We start from the raw sequence: 16,752 nt of genomic DNA, 5'->3' as shown, positions 1-16,752 counted from the left end.
ATTTTCAAAATTCAAACTCGAAATAATGTTATTCAAAAATAGAAAACAACTTCCCTCTTCCTCGACTAAAAGTTCATTTTTTTGTCATTTTTCCAGAACAAATAAAAAAACTGAGAGTCGATTAAACTCTCAGTTTTTTTATTTATTTTGCTGTATGTTTTCTAACGGCTGGTAAAATTTCAGTAGCAATTAATTCAATATTTTTCACAATTTTATCAAATGGTACACCGCCAAAATCAATTTGTGCCATAAAGCGTTGTTGGCCAAACAATTCATATTGGTAAAGCATTTTCTCAATGATTTGTTGTGGGCTACCAACCATTAAAGCATCACGGTAATCTATTGCATTTGTAAATTGCTGTTTCGGATACCCATCACCGCGCAGTGTAAGCATACCAGCATTAATGTGAGGGTAATATTCACTAAGTGCATCTTGTGAATTTTTTGCCGTATAAAATAAACTCGTTGTCGCAACTGGTAAACTAGCTGGATCAAATCCGCTTTGCTGAGCAGCCTCGCGGTAAGCATCTACTGACACTTTAAAGTTAATTGCTGGACCACCAAGTGTTGTTATCATCATTGGCACACCTGCACGTCCTGCTTTAATTGCACTAGCTGGTGGACCTCCAACTGCACGCCAAATTGGTAAGTTATTATTTTTTGCTCTTGGAATCACCGATGCATGTGCGAGTGGTGCTCTAAACTGTCCATTCCATGTTACATGTTCCTCGTTATTAATTTTTAATAAAAGATCCATCTTCTCTTCGAATAATTCTTCATAATCATTCACGTCATAACCAAGTAAACTATATCCTCCAATACGAGATCCACGACCAGCCACAATTTCTGCACGTCCATTAGAAATCAAGTCAATTGTAGCAAAATCCTCATATACTCGTACCGGATCAGATGTACTTATTATCGTTGCTGAACTTGCAATTTTTATATTTTTCGTAGCTTGTGCAATAGCTCCTAAAATAACTGTATGAGCTTGTGTTGTAAAATGTGTTTGATGACTTTCACCGACAGCAAACACATCAAGTCCTGCCTCATCTGCTAACTTAGCTGTTTCAATTAGTTCGTGAATTCTTTTCTCTGGCGTAATTTTGTCCCCATTATGTGGATTTAAAACATGATCACCAATTGAATATAATCCAAACTCAATTCCTTTTCTTGTATCTATACGGTATTTTTCCATAGTTACTCTCCCCTTTAATAAAGTAGTATTAGTTTTTTTCTAAAAACGTTGGTAAGTCAAGTTTATCTCCGTATTACCTACACCATCACTTGATTAGTCAATTGATGGTGTAAAAAAAATTACTCTTGCGGTAATTCTTTTTTTTCACTATGCTTATGAACTTTCGTCATCAGCTCATATAATATTTTCTGCTCTTCTTCATTTAATACATCATCAAAAAACGAAGATTGAAATGCAAGTTGCTCTGGCAATGCTCTCTCTAAAGCCGCTTCTCCTTGCTCTGTAAGACTAATTGTTTTCGTTTTCCAATCTTGTTTTCGTACAATATATCCTTCTTTTTCAAGACGAGTTAACATTCGAGAAATGCCACCTTGTGTAACAGTTACCTTTTCAGCTAACTCCATTTGTGTTAGTGGTTGATACGTACGTATTTGCAAAAGCACATCAAATTGAGCTGTCGTTAAATCAAAACGTTTTAAAAACTCATTTGACAATTGATTACTTTGGTTCGTAAATCGTATTAAACGTAACCATATTAATGATCCTATCGTATTATCACGCATGTTTGATCACTTCCTAGCGTTAATCTTACTATCACTTTACCACTCAAGTGATAGTAATGCAAGAGAAAATCACATTTTTTATATAACTCAACTTACTTTTACTTAACTAAAGGCATCACTCGTGTAGTATTAGGTCTACTTGCCATTCTCTACATCTTCATAAAAAAAGGATTAAGCCCCAACGCCAATCCTTATCATGCATTTATTTTTTGTTTTCAAAACAGTATGTTTGAAATTCACACCATCTAATCTATTATTTTCTTTTATCGTAGCGTAAATTCATTTAAGCATACCGTCTTCATGTAAAACCTGTATAAGTTTGCATAAAAAACCCTTGTTTACACCAATTGGGCTTTTACAGGATATATCATTTAAGTTCTACCTTTACTTCCTCTTTAGACATAACATCAGGTCTATAAATTAATTCAAGATTAGAATCACCTTTTTTCGCTTCAAACGTTATGGCTCCTGTTATCTTACCGTTTGGATCTACATCTTTAATTTTAAAAACGTTTTTATTACTAGTTGAAAATGTATGGTCCACGATACTTCCATCTCCTCTTTCAAGGTAAAAATCTAATGGATTAATTCTAACTTTTTGATTACCAATATTCTCTACTGTAACATGAACAATAACAAACTCATTACCTTTTTCCAGCTTATCATATTCTGCCACTTGTGCTATTTGTACTTTATGGACTGTTAATTTTTGATTTCTAATTTGAGTAGTTTTTTCAACATTATATTCTCTTGTATCTTCATTCTTCGTATTTTCTTTTTTGGCACTACTTTGCTCTTCCTTCTTATTATTTGATACAGTTTTAGCTACTTCTTTCTTCTCATCACATGCCGATAAACTGAAAGCTAACGTCCCTGCTAAAGTGACTGTTGCGATTTTTTTAAACATAAATTCCCTTCCCCCAATGTAAAAATGATAAAAATCCCCAAAAACTATATATTATACTAACAGATAAATGAACAGCATATTGTCGTTATGTGTCGAATGTAATAAGGCTATGTATAAATATGAAGTCTTACTTTGCTTCATCTCTCAACTGTTCGACATATGATAAAATTTTAACAATAAGACATCCACCTTACTTACGAACTCTTTATTCCCATAACTATGTGTATCATAAATTTTTAAATAAGAAAAAATTAAAATAAAATGATAAAATTAAACAAATCACTAATGTAAAGGTGGGCAGAACATGCATATTTCTAAACAATTTATAAAACCATTCCCTGAATATGAAGACATATTTTATGATGATTTGGAACAACATAAAAAGCACTTTTTACCCATTTGTTCTATAAACTTACAATGTATTGAACCGGAATTGGACGAATGGGTACATATTGTGTCAGCAAAAGAAATCCATGATGGTTGCGTGGGTGATTTCACCAAACCATTTCACACAAATTTTACGAAAGCAGATACATTAGGATTCGATGTCATTAATGGAAAATATAAATTTGAAGCGGATTGGAATTATTTCGAAATCGAACAAAATAATTCTGACATAATAGAACAAGCCTATGAGAGTAATAAAAGAGATTATCAAATCCGTAAAGAGTATTTTCAACGTAATCAAAAAATTTATCCTTATTCTAGCTTAGGAAAAGAAATAACATCTGTAGAAGTATTAGAACAAGAGTTTGTTGAAAAACAAACAAATGGCTGGGGATTAAATTATCCTGTGGTAAATGGTATCCTAGATGATGTTCGTTTTATGACAGAAGAAGGTGAAGAATTATTAGAAGACTGCGATAACGAAGACGAAATTTTTGACTTTACGAATCTTCTATATGTACCAAAAGATGAATATGGACATCCCTTTACATATGTTGGATTTGTTACAGGATATTATTTTCAAGCTTATGGTGCCGATCGTATTTACTTATTCTTTAATAAAGAATTAAGAAAAGCAGTAATTTGTTTTGAATATACATAAGATAATTAAGAAAAGTCCATTTTGAACATTATTACTTGAATCAAAATGGATTTTTTATAAATAATTTATTTCTATTTCAATTCCGCATCTACTGTGAAATGTGTAAAACCTCATATAATGTAATATCCTCTATCTCTTCAATTTCAGGCTTTACTTCATAAAATTCAAACTGACTATATCCCCACTTATCTGGGTTATACACTATTACATTCCCTTTACAATTTTCTGTATTCTGGACATTCTTATTAAAAAAGTTAAATTGAGTTTCAATCAATGAATTCTTTTGAGAAATACTCCCCACGTATTCAACAACATACTTACATTTCTTAAAATCATCACTTAGATTAACAACTAATGGAGCACCTATATGTATTTGTTGCCAACCAAACGATTGTAAAATATTATCGTAATACCCTTCAAAGATAAATTTATTCATCCCTTCATGCCCATTCCAAATATATAAAGGTGCATAGCAGTTATAAAAATTCCCGTCTTTCTCCGTTTCCGTAATTAAATAAGCTTTAAAATTTAGTGCTTGGAAACCATCAGTTTTATAACCATTATCCTTTACCCTTTTCTTAATAATTTCCATGTCATAATCCTTTGGCAAAATGACCTTATATTGCATTCCAATCATGTTTATCACTCGCTTTCAATCTTATATACATTATGATAAATCGATAAGTAGCTAACGTAAAATAGGTATAAATTATGTTTGGTATCATTTATAATGATAGTGCATAAGGGGCTGAGATATATGGAAATAAATGATCTTATTATATTCAAAACTGTAGCCAGTGAGGGTTCTATTAGTAAAGCTGCTAAAGAGTTAGGTTATGTTCAACCGAACGTAACTGAAAGAATCAAAAAATTAGAACAAGAATTAGAAACACCCTTACTACATAGAGATAACAAAGGCGTTTCCTTATTACCTTCTGGTGACATTTTATTAGATTACACGAATCAAATATTAACTCTATTAGAAGAAGCGAAAGATAAAATTCAAACAAGTGGGTCTTCTTATATAATCGCGACGTCACAATCGATTTTGACTAATTATTTAAGTAAGCGTATTAAAGAAAATTTCATGAATTATCAAATATATGTAGAAAATAGTAGTCATTTGCCAAAATTACTGCAGCAACAAAAAGTTGATATGGTCATCACTTATGAGGATGATTCTGGTGCAGGTTTTAAAAAAGTATTTACTACTTCAATTTCTATAGGCTTACTAAAAGATCAAGAAAAATGTATCATTGACTATTCAAAGGAACTCTTCTTCGTTAGCAATGACAAAAAGTGCCCTTTTAGAAATAAGACGATACAATTTCTAAAAGAAAATAATTTATCTCAGCGTCAACTTCAACAATTAGATTCTTATTCGCTTATGGAAGAGTTTATTCAGGACGGAAAAGGGATAGCCTTTTTGCCGATTAAAAATGATAAATTGGTACCAATTGAAGATGTTCCAGTTGAGAAATTAGCTGTTCATTTTTTTACAAATCAAAACTCTTTCAAACAAATCCCTGATGAACTATTCGGTTAATAAAAAATCCCTCCTTTATGAATCTAAAAGAGGGATTTTCATATTCTATACAATTGATTTTTCACACATTTTGCTCCACTTCTGCACTTTTCTCCTTCTTATTCCGCTTCATATTCTTCAGTCCCTTAACCGTGCCAACTAATCCTTTCGGGAAAACTAGCAATACGATAATGTACAATAAACCAAGAATAATCGTCCATCGTTCAAAGATCGGATACTCTGTAGCTAGTTCTGATAAATAATATTTTAGAGATTCAATAATTCCAGCTCCTGCAATTGCTCCAATTAACGTTCCACCCCCACCAATCATCGTCATCAATAATGCATTTAATGTCATTTCAATTGAAAATACAGTCGTATTAACAAAACGCAATGTGATAACAAATAAACCACCGCTAATCGCAGCTACTACTCCTGCAACAATGCTAGCAATAATTTTATAATGAAGCACTTTATATCCTAGTGCTTCAACACGTTGCTCATTTTGGGAAATTGCCTTTAATACTTTTCCAATAGAAGATTTGGTGAAAAGACGTAACAGAACAAAAATGATAAGTAAACATATAAGTGTTACATAATAAAACGTAAAACGATCACGGAATACGTCTGGTACACCAAATGTAAAACCATCTCCTCCGTGAGTAAGCCCACGCCATTTTTCAGCAAGTACAAAAAATAACTGTGAAATAGCAAGTGTTAACATTGCATAAAAATGACTTTTCAATCGTAAAGAAAGCAAACCAATTATATAACTAACGATTGCTGAAACGATAATTGCAGCTACTATTCCAATTAAAAAGTTCGTTATTGATACGCCTTGTCGATCAAATAAAAGCGCTACCCCATATGCTCCTATCCCAAAGAACATACAATGACCGAACGATACAATTCCTGTATACCCAAGTAATACATCAAAACTCATTGCAAAAATAGCAAAGATGAAGATTTGAGTGAACAAAATTAACAGGCTCCGTGAATCATTTACGAACGGAAATACACTTAAACAAATGAGCATACATACTCCGAAGTATACTTTAATTCGGTCCGATGTGTTGTTCACCATTTCACCCCTTTTCACCAACAAGTCCAGTTGGCTTCACTATTAAGAAAAATAGTAACATTAACATATTAATTGCAAGTGATAAATCTGGTATAAAATACGCTGTAAAAGCACCAGCTAATCCGACAATTAAAGAAGCAATAGCTGAACCTTGAACGCTTCCTAATCCACCGATAATTACTACTATAAAAGCTAAAATTGCATACTGCATGCCCATCTCGGCGAAAATAACGCCCGAATACGGTGCTAATAAGAATCCTCCCAAAGCTGCCATCCCTGCCCCTAATAAAAAGACGAAAGAAAATATCGCTTTTACATTAATACCAAGCGCTTGAACCATTTCTTTATCCATTACACCTGCACGGATCATAAGACCTATCTTCGTCTTTTTGAGTAATAGTAGTAGTGCAATGTAAATAATTATCCCAATCAAAATAACAAATAGACGATATTTAATTAATATAATACCTCCGAATGTAAAACTTCCTTGTAACCATAACGGTAATTTTGCACTAATAGGGTTTGGCCCCCAAAATATTTTAATACACTCACTAAGAACGAGCATTCCTCCAAGCGTAACGAGCAGCTGTCGAACATGATTTCCATATACCGGCCTAATAAGAAACCTTTCTAAAATAAATCCTAGGAACATTCCCATGGCTACTGCTCCAACTAAAGCTAATATATAACTTCCTGTCACATTAAATAACCAAACACCTGTAAATGCTCCCCATGCAAATAAACCACCGTGTGCAAAGTTTAAAACGCTCATTAAACCGAAAATAAGTGAAAGACCTGATGCTAACAAAAAAATGAGCATCCCTGTTGAAATCCCATTTACAAATAAATTGATTAACACATCCATCCTTTTCACCTCGGATTCATGTTAAGAGATTCCTAAATATTTATGACACATTTCCTTATCCTTTTTTAATTCATTCATAAAACCGTTATGAACAATTCGTCCGTTATCCATAATGTAAAAATAATCGCCAATTTGACTGGCCATCATAAAATTTTGCTCAACAAGTAAAACTGTTGTTTTCTCTTTCATCTTCAAAATAGCTACCATTAATTTCTCCACCATTATCGGGGATAGCCCTTTGCTCGGTTCATCAATAAGTAATAATCCATCACTATTAATAAACACTCTTGAAATAGCCAACATTTGCTTTTGCCCTCCGCTCAAGAGCCCACTTTTCTTATTCCAAAACTGCTTTAAATCCGGAAATAGTTCCAGCATCCACTCTATTTTCCCTTCTACTTCCTCACCTTTTCCCCTAGCAAGAGCGAAAGTTTCTTCTACTGTCAAATCATGAAAAATACCTTGATTTTCTGGTACATACCCTATTCCTTTCCTTGAAATTAAATGTGTAGGTAATCCACTCACTTTTGCACTATCATAATAAATTTCACCATCTGCAATGCGGTGAAACCCCATCACTGAACGTAATGTCGTTGTTTTCCCTGCCCCATTTCTACCAAACAGTACAGTAATCGTCCCTTTCTCAACAGCAAGAGATACTCCTTGCAAAATATGAAACTGATCTAAATACGTTTCTATATTATTCACTTGTAATAGTGCCACTATATAATCCCCCTAAATAAGCACTTTGTACACGCTCATCTTTCATAATTTCTTCTGGCAATCCTTCAGCCAATAACTCTCCATGAAATAAAACGATAAGATGATCTGACAAACCTAGTATCATATCCATTTTGTGTTCGATAAGTACAATTGTGCTCTCTGGATGTTTCTTAATATTTTCAATCACTTGTAATATAGCAGGGACTTCCTCAACCGAAATACCTGCCGTCGGCTCATCAAGTAATAACACATCCGTTTTTAAAGCTAATAACATCGCAAGTTCTAGCTTCCTTTTCTCTCCATGTGCCAAATCTTTCGCTAATACGTTCTCTTTTTCATGAAGTAATACTGTTTTTAAGAAACGTCTCGCCTCTCCAACTTGTTGCTTTAATTTTGCTGAACTCGGGAAAAAACTATAGTAATCTTGTACGAATGATTGAACACTTAAACGGACATTTTCAAGTACCGTTAATTCTGGGAATATGTTTGTAAGCTGAAAAGAGCGACCGATTCCTAAGCGTGTTCGATCTGAAATCGATAGTTTTGTAATATCTTGCCCTTTAAAATACACTTCACCTGTTGTGGGTGAAATCTGTCCACTTAGTAAATTAAATAACGTTGTCTTCCCCGCACCATTTGGCCCAATAATAGAAATGAGCTTTCCTTTTTGGACAGTTAAATTTACATCTTTAATAACTTGATGTTCACCAAAAAATACACTAAGATTTTTCGTCTCTAGCAAATGTGTCACGAAATCCCTCCCTTTAAAGCCGTGAGTATGAAAGAAATATGTATAAAGAGGGTCCCCCCTCTTTATACAAAAACAACAGAAAATTCAGTCTATTTATTTTGAACTGGTGGTTCTGTTTCTTTCATCGTTAATTCTCGCTCTAACACTGGCACCGGATAATCAACACCGTCTTGCTTTTTCAATGTGATAGAATACAGTGTCTGCATCGCTTGGTGGTCCTTCTCTCTAAACTTCATCTTTCCTTTCGGTGTATCAAATTCCATTCCTTCCATTTTCTTAATCAAGGTATCTACATCTGTATCACCTTTTGTTTTCTTTAAGGCTTCTACAATAGAAATTGCTGCTGACATTCCTCCTGCTGTAAACAAATCTGGCACTGCACCATTAAAACGTTTTTTATGCTCTTCAACTAGCCAATCATTCACTTTATTTTTTGGAAGTGTGTGATAATATACAGAAAAACCTTGCATACCTACTAATGCATCCATTGTTTTTAATGCTGGTATATCTGGCGCACCTGTAGAAATTTTAATACCTTGCGCTTCCACATTCATATCTTTCAACTGTTTCCAAGGTGAATTTGCCCCTGCCCAAACGATAAATAAATAATCTGGTTTTGAACTAATGATATTTTGAATATTCGCTGTAAAATCTGTTGAATTTGTATCCGCGTATTGCTCATTCACAATGTTCGCACCTAATTTTTTCGCACCCGCTTTAAATGCAGCAATCCCTTCACGACCAAAAGCGTTATCTGGGGCAAATGTTGCAATCTTTACATCTTTTTTCGCAATTGCTGCTGCTCCTGCAATCGCATCTTGTGAGGAACTTCTTCCAGTTCTAAAAATATATTTATTCCAGTTCTTCCCGGTAATACTATCCGCAACTGCCGGTTCTACAACCATAATCTTTTCATATTCTTCAGCCAGTGGTAAAACCGCTAACGTATCACTTGAACTAGACGATCCAACTAAAAAATCAACTTTCTCTTCTTCTAATAACTTCGTAGCTTTTTTAACTGCTACATCCGCTTTCGTTTCTGTATCTTCTACAACAAACTTAATCTTTTTCCCATCTACTTTCCCAGTTCCACCAGTTGCATAATCTAACCCTAATTCAAATCCGTTCACTGTTTGTTTTCCATACGATTCTAGCGGTCCTGTTAAAGAAGCAAGGACTCCTACCTTAATCGTTTTTTCATCCTCTGTACTTGTTTTCTTTCCTGAACAAGCTGCCGTTATTAATAACGAACCTAAAACACAACCAGTAAACATTGTTTTTAGCCACTTACGTTTTTTCATCGACATTGTGATCCTCCCCATACTTTACTTTCTGATAGAATCAAACACGCCAAAATCCCCTGTCCGTAATCATGACTAACTAATTCGATAGATAATGGAAAACTCTTGTAGTACCCTCTACATTCGGCACAAATATATAATCACCTTCCTATGTAATGGAAACGGACATACAATCAATATATATTCTGCAATCCAATTGAAAATACTGTTTCATTTCAGTAATGACCATACAAAAAGACTAACTTATTTTTAAGTTAGTCTTTTCCCCTTAATTAGAGTTAAGTTCTACTTTCTCTAACCCTTCAGCCAATTGTTTCTTATCTAGTCCTTCTCCTATTACTACTAAGTTTGTCGGGAAACCGAAGTCTTGTTCTAATAAAGTTGGTACTCCGAACGAATATTGGAATAGGTGAGGGTATTTATCTCCATGGAATTTCACAAAACCTTTCACTCGATAAATACTATCTGGTAAATTCGAAAGCCATTCATATAATTTGTCTTGATCAATCGGTTTCGTAAATTGATATGTCATTGTTTGTATATGTAAATGCTGTTTGACATGTAGTGTCTCGTGTTCCTCATCATTTGGAAATTCTGCTTCTTCTATATCTTTTAAAGATATATTACAATACTTTGTCTCATACATTTTCGCATGATCATTTATTGCCTTTACTTCTTCAAATACTGTATTCTTATCTTCATCTGTTAGTAAATCTGCTTTATTAACAAGAATGTGACTACCAAATTTCAGTTGCTCATGCAATAGCTGTTGTACATTTGCACTTAATATACTTCGATTTAACCACCTTACTGCATCTAAAACGACTACAATTGATTTCACTTCCAGAAAAGGAGCTAAAATTGGCGAGACACACGCGTCTAACACTTCAATTGGATGCGCAACACCTGTCGTTTCTATATAAATTACATCTGGTCTTTCTTGTTGGTATAACGAATGTAATTGTATTTCAAGCTCTTCTTTTAACGTACAACAAATACATCCTTTAAGAAGTTCTCTTAAAACATTCTCTTTTCCAATAATATCTGTATCTACTGAGTATTCACCAATTTCATTCATTAATACTGCAACTTTTCTATTCTTCTTTTTCTCTGCTAACAATAAATTTTGTAATAATGTTGATTTTCCACTACCTAAAAAACCACCTAATATATGAATCTCCACTTTATTCATTCAACCGACCATCCATTTCTTTACTTCAAATGTATTCAAAGCGTAATAATTACGATTTATATTTATCATTTTATTAAAAGAATGACCATTTGTAAATATAAGAGATTCACTGTTCATTTACTTCATATGCAACTCTAACTCCAGACTCAATTGCCCCTTGCATCCATCCATGTGTTAATGTCGTATGCTCTCCTGCAAAATGTACTTTTCCAGATGGTGGTATAATATACGGAAATAACTCGAGCTCTTGGCCTGGTTCGAAAGCTGTAAATGCACCGCAAGAATACGGATTTTTACTCCAGCTAAAAGATGTTCCAGTGACAAACTCACTATAGACGATGTCACCGTATATTTCCGCTAAATTTTTTAATGCGTACCGAATACGATCTCTTTGCGGGAGACTATCCCATGTTAACGCCTCATCTGCCCACGTATAACTTGCTATAACGATAGCTGGTCCTGGAGTATGAATGCCATAACTCGGATAGTATGTAAACCGTATCGGTAAATCAGTAATAGATTTACCGCCACACTGTCCCGCTTTCTCCCAAAATCTACTTTTAAACTCTATTGCAATTTTAGTTGCAGCAATATAATTTAATTCACGAATTGCTCTTTTTTTAAAATAAGAGAATAAATAGTATGGCTGAACTTCTACAAATCTTAACGCTGAAAATGGAATTGTAATAATAGCAAAATCACTTGTTATTGTAAATTGCTCTAACGTTTGTTCATGATTTCCTTGTAACATTACTTTATTATCTTCTTGTATAATTTTATCAACCTTATACGGCATTAAAATATGTTCCCTTAATTGTGGTAAGAATGCATTCGATAACTTATCCATTCCACCAGTTATTTCATAATATTTCGTTGTTGAAGTAAAGAAAATCATTTCACGTAATACTTCAATTAAGGACATTCCCATATAAGCTTCCATATCAAGAAGTACCCCAATCATATCTATCGCACCATCTGAATAATACTCCATTAAAAATGAACCAAGCGAATACGTTTTATACTTTTTTTCAACGATAAGCCAGTTTTTATCAGGATCCTTCTTAATGTAATTTAGTATTGGTTCTAATACTTCAATCATTAGCTCTTCTGCCGTTTTTCCTCTTTCTTTATCCAAAACCGGATATTCAAGTACACTTGGATCATTTTCAAACACATTCAATCTCGTTTGAATGTTATTCGTATAAATGATATCTGCAAAAGTTTTATTTATAAAAAGGTTTAAAGGTAGTTTAAATTTATGAATATACGCTAAGGTTAACTTATGGGTGTCAGGGATTCTCATCGGTCCCGCATTAAAATATAAACCCACACTAAATGGTTCCCGAATCGTATACACTCTGCCACCTATTCTGTTATTTGCTTCTATAATCGTTACTTCGTGCCCAGCCTCTTTTAATAAAGAACCTGCAACTAATCCAGAAATCCCTGCACCTGCAATCGTAATCCGTTTTGGGTTATTCTTTTTAACAAGCCCTGCATGAATAATATGAAGCATTTCTTCCATTGCTAATGGATTCCCCATGCCATTTCCCCTTTTACAAAGGATTTTACTGAATTATATTCGGTTCACTGAATTCCTATGTTTTGTTCGCGGGTTTGCACGGATAGATTTTCAAATACTTGAATATCTTTTATAAAATGTAATAAACTAGATATGACTCTATAGAAGTAAGACGTATTATCTTACATAATAAAATCAATGAAATTGCGAGGAATTTTGAAATGAAAAAAGGTATTAACCGTGTTGTATTAGTAGGAACAGGAGCAGTTGGATGTAGCTATGCTTACTGCATGATTAACCAGGCTGTAGCTGAAGAATTTGTTTTAGTCGATGTAAATGAGGCAAAAGCTGAAGGGGAAGCAATGGACTTAAGTCATGCTGTTCCATTCGCACCAGCTCCAACTAGAGTATGGAAAGGCAGCTACGAAGATTGTAAAGATGCTGACCTTGTAGTTATTACAGCTGGATTACCACAAAAACCAGGCGAAACACGTTTAGATTTAGTTGAGAAAAACGCTAAAATCTTCAAACAAATCGTTCGCAGTATTATGGATAGCGGATTTGATGGCATCTTCTTAATCGCAACAAACCCTGTAGATATTTTAACTTACGTAACTTGGAAAGAATCTGGTTTACCGAAAGAACGTGTAATCGGTTCTGGTACAACGCTTGATTCTGCTCGTTTCCGCTATATGTTAGGTGAGTACTTCGATATTGGTCCACACAACATTCACGCTTATATTATCGGAGAACACGGCGATACTGAGCTTCCTGTTTGGAGTCATGTTTCCGTTGGTATCCAAAAACTACAAACACTGCTTGAAAAAGACAACACGTATAATCAAGAAGATTTAGACAAAATTTTCATAAACGTCCGTGATGCAGCTTACCATATTATTGAGCGTAAAGGCGCAACTTATTATGGTATCGGTATGTCACTTCTACGTGTTACAAAAGCAATTTTAAACGACGAAAATAGTGTATTAACTGTATCAGCTTACTTAGAAGGTCAATACGGTCAAAAAGATGTTTATATCGGGGTACCTGCTGTTTTAAATCGCGGCGGTGTTCGTGAAATTTTAGAGGTTGAATTAAGTGAAGATGAAGAATTAAAATTCGACCACTCTGTTCAAGTATTGAAAGAAACAATGGCTCCGGTTCTTTAATTAAGATAAAAAGCAATCCAATTTATTTTGGATTGCTTTTTATTTTCATTATCTCCTATGACTTTTTAGTGATTTTCTATCACTTCTTATTTTTTAGTCGCATCCTCATTATTTATATCAAGTACATCTAATAAAAAGATAAAGATTGGTATCCCGATAATAAGCCCCCATATTCCAAGGAAATGCTCTGAGAAGATAAGAATCATAAATGTGTAGAATATTGGTAAATTTGTTTTTGCAGACATAAACTTCGGATTTAAAAAATAACTTTCAAGAGCATGGATTACTGTTATGAATACGAGTATGTATACTACGTACATAACTCCGCCTACGTTGTAAGCAATGATACAAAGTGGAAACAAAGAAATAATCACACCTGCAACAGGAATCAACCCTAGTAAGAAAATCATAACAGCTAATACAAGTAGCTGTGGAAATCCTAAAACGATTAATGCAATGACAGTAAGAATACAATTTACAACGGCAATTAAAAACTGAGCCTCAATTACTTTGCCGAACGATCTTGCAAATCTTTCACCAAAATATGCAATTTCTTCATAAAAGATTTTTAACTTACTATCTTTAAACTTTGATGTAAATGTAATAATACGCTCTTTTTCTAATAAGAAAAACAAGCTTAAAATTAGAGATAATAATATTTGTAAACTTACCTTTCCTATATTTGCTATTGATTGATATATGACGTCTACACCTTGTTCTATATATTTTGATACTTCCATCCCATTAATTGTCGAAAGTGCATATTTAACGATTTCATTATCAGGTGGATTTTGAAAAAACAGTTTAAATTGATAAATTAATTGTGAAATTTGTATCGTCAGCACAGGTAAATATTTATATAATGTTGTGCCTATAAAGGAAACTAGTATTATATATAAACATGCAATAACAATTTTCCGGTTTACTTTCAATTTTCTTGAAATAAAACGTTGAAATCGATCCATTAAAAACGTCAGTATAAACGTAATTAATATTAAATTAATCATACTTTTTAATGCGTATAATACAAGCGCTACTATTATTAAAACGAGAAACCGTTGAAACCCTCTACTTCGAAAAAAACTCTTTACTTCATTCATTAAGAATTAACCTCCCCCTTCAATGGATGGAAATTGAATATATTACATTTTATGAACTCCTATAGACAATCTTTCTTACTAATTGAGAAGAATCCTTTTTTTCTTTTCATATTGTTAGATTCGTTTAACTGGAATCCACCAACATAATTTCGGTGGCAGTTATTTTTCATATAATCTTTTATAAACTAGGTGATTTTCTATTTTTGGACTGCTGTTCATACGCATATCCAATATTGAAAAGCTCTTTTTCACCAAACTGTTTCCCTACAAACACTACACCGATTGGTTCTCCATTTTTATCATATCCAGCAGGAACCGCTAATTCCGGATAACCAGCTACAGCTGATAGAAGGACTTCATCGTTATTAATCATAACTAGAGCATCCAAACCTTTTTCTACTAAATACCTATCTAGCTCTTTTCTTGCATTTTCTTGACTCGTTTGCACTACGTTTTCAAACTCTTCTTTCGTTATAGCAGATTTTTCAGACCCTTCAATTAATGTTTGTCCGTATTTTATTCGTCTTTTACTATCCTTTTTATTAAACGCTATAATCTCTTCTAACGATTTTACCGGTACATTCTTTTGCTGTGAAAGATAGTCGTTTACATTATGCTTGAACTCATATTCTAATGTTTGCAAATTATCTACACCCTCAGCACTTAACTGGATATTATCAGTTAATATCGCACCTGCATCTTGAAGGTCTTTTCTAATTTTTTCTACTACTACTTTTCTATTTTCATCTTGTTGGTCTACAGAAAAAAGAAGCCCTATCTTTTTCCCTTTTAATCCATCTATTGATAAATCCTTTGTATAATCAATTCTTTCTTTATCTTTCATTTTTTCTGTCATAACATCTTTTTCGTCATAACCTATCATTGCATTAAATAACGTTGCTACATCTTTTACTGTTCTTGCCATAGGTCCTGCTGTATCAAGAGTTTCAGCTAATGGAATAATTCCTGTTCTACTTACCATACCTAAAGATGGACGTAACCCAACTACTGATTGCTGCGCCGCTGGTGCAACAATCGATCCCGTCGTTTCTGTTCCAATTGCAAGCGGCGCAAAATCTGCTGCAACTACTGTAGCAGATCCTGAACTTGATCCTGAAGTATCGAATGTAATCGGACCGTACGGGTTTAAATTTTGTCCTTTCTTCCCGCTATACCCGCTTGGCATTTTAAAAGATAAATAGTTCGCCCACTCAGACATATTCGCTTTTCCTAAAACAAATGCTCCTTCTTCTTTCAACTGCTTCACAATTGTTGCGTCTTGATCTGCAATCCAATCTTTTAATACATAAGTTCCTGCACTAGTGGGCATCACTTTTTCCGTCTGTACATTATCTTTTACAACGACAGGAATACCATATAAATTCGAATTTTTGTTTCTACCCCGCTCTTGATCTAACTTTCTTGCTTCTTCCATCGCATTAGGATTTATCTCTGTAACAGAATTTAATGTTATTCCATTTTGATCATGTTCTTGTATTCTAAAGAGATAAATACTCGTTAATTCTTCATATGACAACTTTCCATCATCAATCATTTTTTGAAGCTCATCTACAGTCGCATTTACGACTTCTCTTTCTTTTATCTTTACATTTTCTATATTGATTCCTTTAAGCTGATTATGTATCGGTTGTAGCACTCTTTCTTTATCATATACAATACGCTCAGGTTCCTTTGGAAAATAATTTTTATACACGTAATATCCGCCGGCACACGCTAATAAGACAATGCCTCCAGTGATAGACAGCGTTACCTTTACCCATTTCTTCATGTTGCTTCCTCCACTCTATAA

Annotated in this window: 16 protein-coding genes; 3 read left to right on the top strand and 13 right to left on the bottom strand. The window is 33.7% G+C overall.

From position 1 onward, the window contains the following. Window positions 1-142: 142 nt before the first annotated feature. From MR136_RS19255 to MR136_RS19245, 3 genes are all read right to left on the bottom strand, one after another. Window positions 143-1,198 carry an LLM class flavin-dependent oxidoreductase gene (locus tag MR136_RS19255; protein ID WP_017673429.1) on the bottom strand — a complete coding sequence of 352 codons (1,056 nt, stop codon included), beginning with the start codon at window positions 1,196-1,198 and terminating at the stop codon, window positions 143-145. Window positions 1,199-1,317: 119 nt separating this feature from the next. After that, the gene (locus MR136_RS19250) at window positions 1,318-1,761 is read right to left on the bottom strand and encodes a MarR family winged helix-turn-helix transcriptional regulator (RefSeq protein WP_001205510.1); all 444 of its coding nucleotides are present in this window, start codon (window positions 1,759-1,761) and stop codon (window positions 1,318-1,320) included. A 367-nt stretch (window positions 1,762-2,128) separates the two neighbouring features. After that, window positions 2,129-2,668: a DUF4352 domain-containing protein gene (locus MR136_RS19245; protein WP_000473156.1), complete on the bottom strand. Its 540-nt coding sequence runs from the start codon at window positions 2,666-2,668 to the stop codon at window positions 2,129-2,131. A gap of 304 nt (window positions 2,669-2,972) precedes the next feature. Here MR136_RS19245 and MR136_RS19240 point away from each other — a divergent pair, with 304 nt between their 5' ends. Beyond that, window positions 2,973-3,716, top strand: a complete 744-nt coding sequence (locus tag MR136_RS19240; protein WP_000548215.1) for a hypothetical protein — start codon at window positions 2,973-2,975, stop codon at window positions 3,714-3,716. 88 nt (window positions 3,717-3,804) lie between these two features. Here the strand turns inward: MR136_RS19240 and MR136_RS19235 are convergent, their stop codons facing one another. Beyond that, window positions 3,805-4,353 (bottom strand): DUF4865 family protein, encoded by a 549-nt coding sequence (locus MR136_RS19235; protein ID WP_017673431.1) that lies wholly within the window; start codon window positions 4,351-4,353, stop codon window positions 3,805-3,807. Between the two features lie 120 nt (window positions 4,354-4,473). On the opposite strand from MR136_RS19235, the gene MR136_RS19230 reads away from it, so the two are divergent. After that, window positions 4,474-5,262, top strand: a complete 789-nt coding sequence (locus MR136_RS19230; protein WP_242259558.1) for a LysR family transcriptional regulator — start codon at window positions 4,474-4,476, stop codon at window positions 5,260-5,262. 61 nt (window positions 5,263-5,323) lie between these two features. Here the strand turns inward: MR136_RS19230 and MR136_RS19225 are convergent, their stop codons facing one another. The 7 genes from MR136_RS19225 to MR136_RS19195 form a co-directional block, all read right to left on the bottom strand. Next, entirely contained in the window at window positions 5,324-6,277 is a 954-nt protein-coding gene (locus tag MR136_RS19225) for a branched-chain amino acid ABC transporter permease (RefSeq protein ID WP_031312207.1), read from the bottom strand. A 49-nt stretch (window positions 6,278-6,326) separates the two neighbouring features. Then, window positions 6,327-7,187 carry a branched-chain amino acid ABC transporter permease gene (locus tag MR136_RS19220; protein WP_000382805.1) on the bottom strand — a complete coding sequence of 287 codons (861 nt, stop codon included), beginning with the start codon at window positions 7,185-7,187 and terminating at the stop codon, window positions 6,327-6,329. A gap of 21 nt (window positions 7,188-7,208) precedes the next feature. Next, window positions 7,209-7,910: a branched-chain amino acid ABC transporter ATP-binding protein gene (locus tag MR136_RS19215; protein ID WP_242259557.1), complete on the bottom strand. Its 702-nt coding sequence runs from the start codon at window positions 7,908-7,910 to the stop codon at window positions 7,209-7,211. Next, window positions 7,888-8,661 (bottom strand): ABC transporter ATP-binding protein, encoded by a 774-nt coding sequence (locus MR136_RS19210; RefSeq protein ID WP_242259556.1) that lies wholly within the window; start codon window positions 8,659-8,661, stop codon window positions 7,888-7,890. Before MR136_RS19210 ends, MR136_RS19215 begins: the two co-directional genes overlap by 23 nt. A gap of 89 nt (window positions 8,662-8,750) precedes the next feature. Continuing rightward, window positions 8,751-9,968 (bottom strand): substrate-binding domain-containing protein, encoded by a 1,218-nt coding sequence (locus MR136_RS19205; protein ID WP_000061996.1) that lies wholly within the window; start codon window positions 9,966-9,968, stop codon window positions 8,751-8,753. A 262-nt stretch (window positions 9,969-10,230) separates the two neighbouring features. Then, on the bottom strand, window positions 10,231-11,154 hold the full coding sequence (locus MR136_RS19200; RefSeq protein WP_001044939.1) for a CobW family GTP-binding protein: 924 nt from the start codon (window positions 11,152-11,154) through the stop codon (window positions 10,231-10,233). Window positions 11,155-11,260: 106 nt separating this feature from the next. After that, entirely contained in the window at window positions 11,261-12,697 is a 1,437-nt protein-coding gene (locus MR136_RS19195; protein WP_242259555.1) for a flavin monoamine oxidase family protein, read from the bottom strand. Between the two features lie 200 nt (window positions 12,698-12,897). Here MR136_RS19195 and MR136_RS19190 point away from each other — a divergent pair, with 200 nt between their 5' ends. Continuing rightward, on the top strand, window positions 12,898-13,842 hold the full coding sequence (locus MR136_RS19190) for an L-lactate dehydrogenase (protein ID WP_000715321.1): 945 nt from the start codon (window positions 12,898-12,900) through the stop codon (window positions 13,840-13,842). Between the two features lie 86 nt (window positions 13,843-13,928). Here the strand turns inward: MR136_RS19190 and MR136_RS19185 are convergent, their stop codons facing one another. Further along, window positions 13,929-14,942 carry an AI-2E family transporter gene (locus MR136_RS19185; RefSeq protein WP_001006597.1) on the bottom strand — a complete coding sequence of 338 codons (1,014 nt, stop codon included), beginning with the start codon at window positions 14,940-14,942 and terminating at the stop codon, window positions 13,929-13,931. Window positions 14,943-15,120: 178 nt separating this feature from the next. Further along, window positions 15,121-16,731, bottom strand: coding sequence for an amidase family protein (locus tag MR136_RS19180; RefSeq protein WP_017673434.1), 1,611 nt, complete (start codon window positions 16,729-16,731; stop codon window positions 15,121-15,123). Window positions 16,732-16,752 lie beyond the last annotated feature (21 nt).

The sequence above is a fragment of the Bacillus cereus group sp. BfR-BA-01311 genome (assembly GCF_022664295.1).
Taxonomy (GTDB): Bacteria; Bacillota; Bacilli; order Bacillales; family Bacillaceae_G; genus Bacillus_A; species Bacillus_A cereus.
This window is presented reverse-complemented; position numbering and strand designations above follow the sequence as displayed.

Bases quoted from the DNA above. Each gene is read 5' to 3' on its own strand.
- MR136_RS19245 (WP_000473156.1), bottom strand. From the start codon at position 2,668: ATGTTTAAAAAAATCGCAACAGTCACTTTAGCAGGGACGTTAGCTTTC.
- MR136_RS19180 (WP_017673434.1), bottom strand. From the start codon at position 16,731: ATGAAGAAATGGGTAAAGGTAACGCTGTCTATCACTGGAGGCATTGTC.
- MR136_RS19225 (WP_031312207.1), bottom strand. From the start codon at position 6,277: ATGCTCATTTGTTTAAGTGTATTTCCGTTCGTAAATGATTCACGGAGC.
- MR136_RS19205 (WP_000061996.1), bottom strand. From the start codon at position 9,968: ATGTCGATGAAAAAACGTAAGTGGCTAAAAACAATGTTTACTGGTTGT.
- MR136_RS19220 (WP_000382805.1), bottom strand. From the start codon at position 7,187: ATGGATGTGTTAATCAATTTATTTGTAAATGGGATTTCAACAGGGATG.
- MR136_RS19255 (WP_017673429.1), bottom strand. From the start codon at position 1,198: ATGGAAAAATACCGTATAGATACAAGAAAAGGAATTGAGTTTGGATTA.
- MR136_RS19190 (WP_000715321.1), top strand. From the start codon at position 12,898: ATGAAAAAAGGTATTAACCGTGTTGTATTAGTAGGAACAGGAGCAGTT.
- MR136_RS19200 (WP_001044939.1), bottom strand. From the start codon at position 11,154: ATGAATAAAGTGGAGATTCATATATTAGGTGGTTTTTTAGGTAGTGGA.
- MR136_RS19250 (WP_001205510.1), bottom strand. From the start codon at position 1,761: ATGCGTGATAATACGATAGGATCATTAATATGGTTACGTTTAATACGA.
- MR136_RS19185 (WP_001006597.1), bottom strand. From the start codon at position 14,942: ATGAATGAAGTAAAGAGTTTTTTTCGAAGTAGAGGGTTTCAACGGTTT.
- MR136_RS19240 (WP_000548215.1), top strand. From the start codon at position 2,973: ATGCATATTTCTAAACAATTTATAAAACCATTCCCTGAATATGAAGAC.
- MR136_RS19230 (WP_242259558.1), top strand. From the start codon at position 4,474: ATGGAAATAAATGATCTTATTATATTCAAAACTGTAGCCAGTGAGGGT.
- MR136_RS19195 (WP_242259555.1), bottom strand. From the start codon at position 12,697: ATGGGGAATCCATTAGCAATGGAAGAAATGCTTCATATTATTCATGCA.
- MR136_RS19235 (WP_017673431.1), bottom strand. From the start codon at position 4,353: ATGATTGGAATGCAATATAAGGTCATTTTGCCAAAGGATTATGACATG.